Origin of the sequence: Brevundimonas sp. UBA7838 (assembly GCF_002500885.1) — a bacterium.
Taxonomy (GTDB): domain Bacteria; phylum Pseudomonadota; class Alphaproteobacteria; order Caulobacterales; family Caulobacteraceae; genus Brevundimonas; species Brevundimonas vesicularis_C.
Window position 1 is genome coordinate 1 of sequence record NZ_DLTK01000135.1, and the last position, 6,221, is coordinate 6,221.

At 65.1% G+C, this 6,221-nt stretch carries 8 protein-coding genes; 3 read left to right on the plus strand and 5 right to left on the minus strand.

Going from position 1 to position 6,221, the window contains the following annotated elements; all coding sequences use genetic code 11:
* From B3T77_RS14655 to B3T77_RS14665, 3 genes are all read right to left on the minus strand, one after another.
* Positions 1–408, minus strand: a 408-nt coding sequence (locus B3T77_RS14655; protein ID WP_292080565.1) for a tetratricopeptide repeat protein, incomplete at its 3' end; no start/stop codon positions are given.
* Positions 383–790, minus strand: coding sequence for a response regulator transcription factor (locus tag B3T77_RS14660; RefSeq protein ID WP_271041200.1), 408 nt, complete (start codon positions 788–790; stop codon positions 383–385). The genes B3T77_RS14655 and B3T77_RS14660, both read right to left, overlap by 26 nt.
* 304 nt (positions 791–1,094) lie before the next feature.
* Positions 1,095–1,784: an alternative oxidase gene (locus B3T77_RS14665; RefSeq protein ID WP_292080566.1), complete on the minus strand. Its 690-nt coding sequence runs from the start codon at positions 1,782–1,784 to the stop codon at positions 1,095–1,097.
* A 151-nt stretch (positions 1,785–1,935) separates the two neighbouring features.
* On the opposite strand from B3T77_RS14665, the gene B3T77_RS14670 reads away from it, so the two are divergent.
* From B3T77_RS14670 to B3T77_RS14680, 3 genes are all read left to right on the plus strand, one after another.
* The gene (locus B3T77_RS14670; protein ID WP_292080567.1) at positions 1,936–3,414 is read left to right on the plus strand and encodes a sensor histidine kinase; all 1,479 of its coding nucleotides are present in this window, start codon (positions 1,936–1,938) and stop codon (positions 3,412–3,414) included.
* Positions 3,404–4,033, plus strand: coding sequence for a response regulator FixJ (gene fixJ / locus B3T77_RS14675; protein ID WP_165116491.1), 630 nt, complete (start codon positions 3,404–3,406; stop codon positions 4,031–4,033). The genes B3T77_RS14670 and fixJ overlap by 11 nt, the downstream gene beginning before the upstream one ends.
* A gap of 390 nt (positions 4,034–4,423) precedes the next feature.
* A complete protein-coding gene (locus tag B3T77_RS14680) occupies positions 4,424–4,885 on the plus strand; it encodes a hypothetical protein (RefSeq protein WP_292080569.1) in 462 nt (153 codons plus the stop codon).
* A 529-nt stretch (positions 4,886–5,414) separates the two neighbouring features.
* Here B3T77_RS14680 and B3T77_RS14685 read toward each other — a convergent pair.
* Both B3T77_RS14685 and B3T77_RS14690 read right to left on the minus strand, forming a co-directional pair.
* Positions 5,415–6,026, minus strand: coding sequence for a hypothetical protein (locus B3T77_RS14685; protein WP_292080570.1), 612 nt, complete (start codon positions 6,024–6,026; stop codon positions 5,415–5,417).
* Positions 6,023–6,221, minus strand: a 199-nt coding sequence (locus tag B3T77_RS14690; RefSeq protein WP_292080571.1) for a hypothetical protein, incomplete at its 5' end; no start/stop codon positions are given. The genes B3T77_RS14685 and B3T77_RS14690, both read right to left, overlap by 4 nt.

The following is a 6,221-nucleotide window of genomic DNA, read 5'->3' on the forward strand; positions in this document are numbered from 1 at the left end:
GTCGAAATCCACTCTCCAGACGGCCGGCAGCCCGAGCGTCGGCCTCAGCGCGCGGACATCGGGACGGTCCGGCGCGGCGGCCAGCGCCCGTCCCGCCTCGACCCGGGCCTGTGCGAGATCGCCCCGGCGTTGCGCGGCACGGGCCAACCCGACGCGGGCGTCGACATAGTCCGGTGCGGCGTCCAGAACCGCGCGGAAATCCGCCTCGGCCTCGATGGACCGATGCAGCGCCAGCAGGGCGAGCGCGCGGTTCAGGCGGGCGTCCACATCTCCGGGACGGGACTGAAGGACGCGATCCAGTTTCTCCAGGGCCGCTTCGTTGCGTCCCGCCCGCCGATCCGCGACCGCCGCTTCATACAGCGCCGTCGGGTCGATGCGGACCTCAGCCGGGACGTCTTGAACGATCATGCCCCTGCTCCATCTGCGCCGTGGCCAGCAGGCGTCGGATACGCTGCACCAGTTCGTCGGGAATGAAGGGCTTGGCCAGATAGTCGGCGGCGCCCAGTTGCAGCCCGCCGACCACATCCTGTTCACGCTTCAGGGCGGTCAGCATGATCACGGGGATGTCGCGCGTACCGGCGCCGGCCTTGAGCCTGCGCAGCACCTCGAACCCGTCCATCACCGGCATCATAGCGTCGAGAACGATCAGATCGGGCGCATGATCCCTGACCATGTCCAGAACCTCGCCGCCATGCTCGGCCGCGAAGATCTGGTGATCCTCCGCCGCCAGCTTGTGCTGCAGCAAGGCCCGCAGTAGCGGGTCATCGTCCGCGATCAGAATGCGCGCCATTACTCGCTCCATAACTGGCCCGCCCGAACCTGGCGACATGATGCAGTCGAGAGTGTGAATCAAGCCCTAGGGAAGAGACCACAATGCCGGTCGTCTGAAACGCAGGACGTTTCGGGAAGCTCACGCGACAATGCATTTCTCAAGCCGCCCTATGCCGCTCCAGGGTTCGACCGGGGTCCCGATTACGTCCGATGTCCCGCGGGGAGCCAACGTCCGCTCATGGCGCAACGCAGTCGTGGCGTGGGCGGTAAAACAAAGCCCCCGGGCGGATGGCCGGGGGCTTCACAAGGTCTAACGACGTGGGTCAGGCTGCAGTCTTCCAGGTGGGCTCGAGGGCGATGTGGGGCGGGCAGGGCGCCACCGCCGGGACCGGCAGGCCGCCGAGCTCGTTGGCGTAGCCGTGGTTGACGTCGCGGTGGTGGGCTTCGTCGGCCCGGACGACCAGCACCACATCACGCAGGGTGGCGTCCTCGGGCAGGCCCCAATAGGCCTTGGCGATCGCCGGAGCGGGGACGTTGGGGCTGCGGCCCTCGTCGATCTCGGCCAGGTAGTGGGTGTAGCTGATCACCGCCTCTTCCTCGAAATAGCCGACCACGCGGTGCGCCGTCTTGGAGGAGACCAGGTAGAGGGCGAAGAAGAACAGGTAGAAGACCCACTGCACCGAGACGATGACGAACCGCTCGAACAGGGTCGGCTTGGCCACCTCGATGAAGGTCATCAGGTGCATGCGCTCGTTCTCGGCCTCGTCCATCAGCGTCTTGATCCACCCCTTGTCGTCGCACATGCGGCGCAGGCAGCTGAGGTGGTTGATGGTGGCACCAACCATCCCGGGCACGGCCGCGACCGTCTCCAGAACGACGGCGCGGTGGCCGTAGCGCTTGGCGAAGAAGGTGTCGGCGCACCAGCGCAGCAGCTTGGTGAAGCCGAAGGCGACGCGGTCCGACAGCCCCTTGGGCTGGTGGTGGATGGAGAGATCGACGAGGGGGGCGCTCATGGCCTGTATCCTTGGGATGTCCGCCGGTCCATCCGGCGTCTGGCGATGACGGCGGTGTAGAATCACTCCCTGCATCCCGGTATTTGGGTCTTGACCCTAGGGGGAATTGCGGAGGCGCGGAGCGGTGGCCGGAAAGGGTAGGGAAGGATCGATGCGCGTCTTCCGATCGCCGATCACCTCGCCGTCGGCCCTGATCCGACCGCACTCGCCGTGGATCGCTGCGGGGGCGGCGCTGCTCGTCGCCGGCCTGGCGGCCCTGGTGCGGCTGCAACTGCCGGACCCGTTGGACGCGCAGGCGTCCTTCCTGATCTTCGTGCCGGCCGTCGTGGTCGGCGCGGCGCTCGGGGGCGCCGGGCCAGGCGTCTTCGCGACGCTGCTGGGGCTGTTCGGCGGTCTGGCACTGGCGCGGACCACGGACCCGTCCTGGCTGGAGACCCTGCTGTTCCTCATCGTCGCCGCCGCCGTAACGCTGGGCGGAGAGTGGTTTCAGCGCGCGCACCGCGAGCTTTCGGGCCGCGAGATCCATCTGCGCCTGATCCTCAACACTGTGCCGGAGGCCATGATCCTGATCGACGACAAGGGGGTCATGCGGGCCTTCAGCCCCGCGGCGGAACGTCTGTTCGGCTGGACGGCGGACGAGGCGGTCGGCCGGAACGTCAGCGTCCTGATGCCGTCGCCCCACCGCGAGGCGCACGACGGCTATCTGGAGCGGTACTATCGCACCGGTGAGCGGCGGATCATCGGCCTGGGCCGGGTGGTCGTGGGCGAGCGCCGGGACGGCTCGACCTTTCCGATGGAGCTGGCTGTCGGCGAGATGCGCACCGCCGAAGGACGCTTCTTCACCGGATTCGTTCGCGACCTGACCGAGCGGCAGCAGGCGGAGGCGCGCCTGCAGGAGCTCCAGGCCGACCTGGTGCGCGTCTCGCGCCTGACCGCGCTTGGCGAAATGGCGTCGGCCCTGGCGCACGAACTGAACCAACCGCTGACGGCCATCGCCAACTATCTGAAGGGCTCGCGGCGTCTGCTAGCGGCCGAGACGGTCCCGCTCGAGCGGGTGGCGGACGCCGTCGATCGCGCCGCTGAGCAGGCCCTGCGCGCCGGCGTCATCATCCGCCGTCTGCGTGATTTCGTTGCGCGGGGAGAGACCGAGCGGCGCATCGAGGACCTGCCCAAGCTGGTGGAGGAGGCCAGCGCCCTGGCGCTGGTCGGCGCGCGCGAGCACGGCGTCCGCGTTCGCTTCGATGTCGATCCCGCCGCCGACCGGGTGGTCGCCGACAAGGTTCAGGTGCAGCAGGTGCTACTGAACCTGATCCGCAACGCCGTCGATGTGATGGAGGATGCGTCGGTCAGGGACCTCGGGATCACGGTCGCCACGATCGACGACGAGCATGTGCGCATCACGGTCTCCGACACCGGGGCGGGGATTTTACCTGAGGTGGCGGACCAGCTGTTCCAGCCGTTCGTGACGACCAAGCGCACCGGCATGGGCGTCGGCCTGTCGATCTCGCGCACGATCATCGAGGCCCACGGCGGCCGAATCTGGTTTGAAGCCAACGACGCGGGCGGGACCGATTTCCACTTCACCCTGCAGCGCGCCCACCTTGAAGAGGAGCCGGTCGATGGCGAATGAAACCGTCGTCCATGTGATCGATGACGACGCCGCCGTGCGGGACTCGATCGCCTTCCTGCTGGAGACCGCCGATCTGACGGTCCGCACCCATGAGTCCGCTGTCGCCTTTCTCGCCGCGTCCGATCGATCGCCCGGCTGCATCGTCACCGACGTTCGCATGCCCGAGATGACCGGCATCGAACTGGCGCGGCGCTTGCGTGACGGCGGATCACGCGAGCCGGTGATCATCATCACCGGTCATGCCGACGTGCCCCTGGCGATCGAGGCGATGCACGCCGGGGTAGCCGATTTCATCGAGAAGCCGTTCGACGACGACCTGCTGCTGGCGGCGATCCGGCGCGTCGTCGATAAGGCCGGCGAAGCGGCGTCGGCGGAGGCCGAGCGCCGGGAGATCGCCGCCCGCTTCGACAGCCTGTCCGGCCGGGAGCGGGATGTGCTGAAGGGGCTCGTCGAGGGGCACGCCAACAAGGTCATCGCCTACGACCTCGACATCAGCCCGCGCACCGTCGAGGTCTATCGCGCCAACCTGATGTCGAAAATGCAGGCGGGAAGCCTGTCCGAACTTGTGCGGATGGTCCTGACCCTGCAGCCGTTCACGAACGACAGCTCAGTTATCTGAATGTCGCGTTTTCGGACCTTGGGCGGTTTCCGCTCCTGGCGCTTCTCGGAAGCAGCGTCTCCGACAGCAGACAAGACCAAGCATCCGCCCACGACTGGAAGCTGGCCTATCAACAATCCTATGCTGGCGACCAAGCGGCCTAGCGTCTTTTGAGCGAACAGGCACTGTAGTGCCCGTACCATTGCCTGCCGGAGATCTTTTTCAACTCGGTAGGCACCTTGCGCATCGGATTGGTTAGGGTTGCAGAAATCGATGTGGGAAGGCCTTTATAATAACCGGATTCTCGCGGTTTGATTCGCGATCAGTCGCAGGGGCCCATGGCGAACCTTCAGCGGTTCCACGATCAAGTCGTGGTTCCAGTACAGGTGCGAGCGGAAGACTCGCTACGAGTTGTTCACCGACGCCGAGCTGAGCACGGTGCCCGTCGCCAAGGTCGTCAAAAAGAAGTCTTGGGCGGACGAAGGGGTCGAGTTTGAGAACCGGGTCGTCGCCAAACTCCATTGTGAACGGGGCGTCCTACAGCCTTTCCGGCGACGTGATCCGCTGGAAGAGAAGGTCACTGCAGCCTTCCTTCAAGGGCGCAGCCCGACGCCGTTTGCGGCCCAAGCCAATCTGACGCCGAACGGTACGCCAGCCTTTCTCGCGGGCACGGACCTCGCATTGAAGCGGAACCTGCCGGACCTGATCCGGCGCGCTCCGGCGACGCCGGGCGGGTGCCCGGTCTTCACAATCATCGACGTGAAGGCGACGCGTCGGGCGACCGCCTTTCACAAGACCCACGTCGCCTTCTACGTCCGGGTTCGAAACCCTGCTGGCGGAGATGGATCTGCCCGCCGGCCCGTCGCCGGATGACCATGGGGAGATATGGCGTATCCCCGACGACGGGTTCGCCAGCGGCGAGGACTGGGCTGTCGAGCGTTTCGCGCTCGCTCCCTATCTGCGGCTGGTTGATGATTTCTGCGCGAACGTGCTGCCGGCATCGCCAAGAAGGTCGTGAAGCCGACCTATGACGAGACCTTCTTCCACCTCTATTTCAAATGCGAGCAGTGCGATTCCATCGATCACTGTCTCAAGTCAATCGACCCCGAGAAGCGACTGCGTTAAGCGCGCCACACTCCAGTTGCACAGCGCGCAGGTCCGGGTCGAGTGGGGCTCGTTTCCGCTTGCTGCAGTTCGTAATGATGAGAGCCACAGTTTCTCGCTCAATTCATACGATCTGCTGCAGTTTCTGTCGGCATACCGCAATTTTGGGCTGAAGTTTCTCACCTCGTTGGGCGTAAATCTAGATCGATCGGCATCGAAAAAGCGAGATTAGCGCCAAGGAGCGATGCCCTGGAACGGGCAGGGAGATTGAGCGGAGAAGCTCCTCCTTAACGGCTCGCTACGTTTGACCGCCCGTTAACCGACGGATACGGCGGACATCATTGCCGACCGTGGGGAATTCGACTGTGACCAGGGGGCGACGCGCGGCCTCGGCTAAACGGACTCCAGCTTCGACGAGGTCAACAAACGACGCCGACACATGTCCGTTGGCGGCTGTGATCTCGCCCAAGTCGTTCGTCTCACGCACGGCTTCGCCGGCATGCCAAAGATAGCGGGTAACATTGGTCGCGGAGGAGATCTGGCCTGCGGGCCCCTCACCGTCCTCGAACGCGTGGACGAAAAGATCCACATCATCCTTCGAGCCAATCACTTCACATGCGCCGTCAACGTTAATGAGGGCGAAGTGAAGGAGCGTCGGCGCATAGGCACGCCCGATCGCTTGGCTCTGTCCGGGCGGAAGGCCGTGGAGCGAAAACTGGTACCGAATGAAAATTTCAGCCACGTCCAAGGGAGAGAAGCGCGCAGGCGTGCCCGATCCGGGAAGCTGTTCGCGGCGGCGCCACACGCGCTGCGTTTCGACGTTGAGGCCTGTGATCGCTGCGACTTCAGCGGGCAAAAACTCGGTGAAGGTGATCTTGTCCGGGACAGGCGTGCGGTTGCTGATTGTCATGCGTCTGCCTCGATGATCATCTGAATCCGACATACCGCGACAAGTGCCTTAGGCCCACTCTCGCCTGTCTCGAGATCAACGAGCTCGCCGGTCAGAAACCGCGAGTAGACCAAGTCGTCGGCGAGCGCCTCCAAATCCGAGTGCCACGTCTCCAGGAGCGGTGGAGCGCCGCCTCTGACGTGACCCCCGTTTCTC